This is a genomic window from Burkholderia sp. SIMBA_062 (genome assembly GCF_046534765.1).
In the GTDB taxonomy this organism is placed as follows: Bacteria; Pseudomonadota; Gammaproteobacteria; order Burkholderiales; family Burkholderiaceae; genus Burkholderia; species Burkholderia ambifaria.
Window position 1 is genome coordinate 1 of the sequence record NZ_JAWRYD010000303.1, and the last position, 268, is coordinate 268.

The following is a 268-nucleotide window of genomic DNA, read 5'->3' on the forward strand; positions in this document are numbered from 1 at the left end:
TTCGCCAAGCATAAATTCAGGGTGCTCTGCGACCACAACCCTGAGGCTCAACGGTTCGACCAGATCTATTCCTTTTGCATCACGCCGGGCGGCAGATCCGGCGGACAGAACGCACGGCAGTTCGAAGTTTTCTTTGGCGCCCGTCCCTACGATTCGGCCAGGGTTCTTGACAGTTCCATGCGCCGGACAGTGAGATTGCTTGCGGAACAGGGTGCAACCCTGGAATTTATGCGGGATGATCTTGGAAGGGTTCACGTGTTTCTGCATC

1 protein-coding gene is annotated in these 268 nt (G+C 55.6%); it reads right to left on the reverse strand.

What is annotated here, in order from left to right; all coding sequences use genetic code 11:
• Window positions 1–255 (reverse strand): hypothetical protein (locus SB786_RS36450; RefSeq protein WP_410731613.1); only part of this gene is annotated, 255 nt, incomplete at its 3' end.
• Between the last annotated feature and the right edge of the window lie 13 nt (window positions 256–268).